This is a genomic window from Flavobacterium sp. FPG59 (assembly GCF_002150205.1).
Lineage (GTDB): Bacteria > Bacteroidota > Bacteroidia > Flavobacteriales > Flavobacteriaceae > Flavobacterium.
In genome coordinates, this window is record NZ_MTCA01000356.1 from 1 (window position 1) to 1,615 (window position 1,615).

The following is a 1,615-nucleotide window of genomic DNA, read 5'->3' on the forward strand; positions in this document are numbered from 1 at the left end:
ACAAAGAACGTTTAGCACTTATAGAAAAAGGCGCAGATGCTAGTATTTTTCGTTCTAATAGAAACTCATTTCAAAAAATAATTATTTTAAATCTAGCACTTTTATTTATGGGTATTGGCGCAGGCGTTTTTATTGCCTTACTGTTAGCAACTTACACATCATTAGATAAAGATGCACTCTATCCTGCAATGATATTTTTAATGGCAGGAGTGTCTTTATTTATAGGTTTCAAAATGACAAATAGTTTGGATAAATAAAGTATGAATCAAAAAACATCAAGTGAAAATCATCAATATCAAATCAACTTATTTACTTTTAATTGCTTTTATCATTATCGGCAATCCATTAAACTCCGTTTATTCTCAAAATCTCGAAGCTAAAATTGATAGTTTACTTCTAAAAGTGTTTACAGATAAAAATGGCCCAGGTGGAGAATTTTTGGTAGCAAAAGCAGGAAAACCAATCTATCAAAAATCATTCGGTAAAGCCAACCTTGAACTTGATGTTAATTTAACTTCTGATAATGTATTTCAAATTGGTTCAATGACAAAACAATTTACAGCAATTTCTATTCTAATATTAGAAGAAAAAGGTAAGTTGAGTGTTAATGATCTAGTTTCTAAATACCTTCCAGATTATCCTTTGGGAGACAAAATTACCATACATCATTTATTGACACATACCTCAGGCATCAAAGATTTTACAAAAATGAAGTCGTTACGTGATATTTCTCAAAAGGAAATGACATCAAAAATGATGGTTGATTTCTTTAAAAATGAACCTGCTGATTTTGCTCCTGGCGAAAAATTTGACTATAACAATTCAGGATATGTGCTTTTAGGATATATTATAGAATTAGTTTCGGGAGAAAAATACGAAGAATTTATTAACAAAAATATATTTGATAAGGTTGGCATGAATAACTCACAATATGCAAGTGACAGAAAAATTATACTTAAAAGAGCATATGGTTATCAGAAAAAAGAATATGGATATGTTAATAAAACACAAATTAGTTTCAGCATTCCATTTTCGTCAGGTTCTTTAATGTCGACAACTGGCGATATGTTGAAATGGCAAAATGCTTTAAATCTTAATCTATTACTGAATACCGAAACACTAAAAAAGGCATTCACAAAATACAAATTGAACAATGGTGAAGAATTCACTTATGGTTATGGTTGGCATTTAATCAATGTAAATGGAACTCAATTAAGAAGACACGGTGGTAGCATTTTTGGCTTTAAATCAATGGGAGTTTATATTCCGAGTGAAGATATTTATGTCATAGGTCTGACCAATTGTGATTGTAATTCTCCAACTCAAGTAACCGAAGATATTGCATTGTTAACTTTGAAAGCATTAAAAAAAGGATAAAACCAAAAAATACGTCAGCGATCGGCGTTTTGCAAAAATGATTGGCTATTGTACCAAAAAAATTAGTACAATAAATCAACCAGTACTGTCGTGAGTTGTGTTTTTGAATTGTAAGGTAAACAACTATTTAAAATAATTTCAGCTGAAATCAGAAGTTATTTTTTTTCAAAATAAAGATAATTGGTGTTACTACTTACAGTTCGTAGTCGTATTTGGGAATTATTAAACTCAAATAATT

General features: G+C 29.8%; 2 protein-coding genes. Both read left to right on the forward strand.

Annotated elements, in window-relative coordinates; all coding sequences use genetic code 11:
• The coding region (locus FPG59_RS15930) for a DUF6249 domain-containing protein (protein WP_140344719.1) at nt 1-257 on the forward strand (257 nt) is incomplete at its 5' end.
• A gap of 22 nt (nt 258-279) precedes the next feature.
• Nucleotides 280-1,377, forward strand: a complete 1,098-nt coding sequence (locus tag FPG59_RS15935; protein ID WP_254906726.1) for a serine hydrolase — start codon at nt 280-282, stop codon at nt 1,375-1,377.
• Nucleotides 1,378-1,615: the final 238 nt, after the last annotated feature.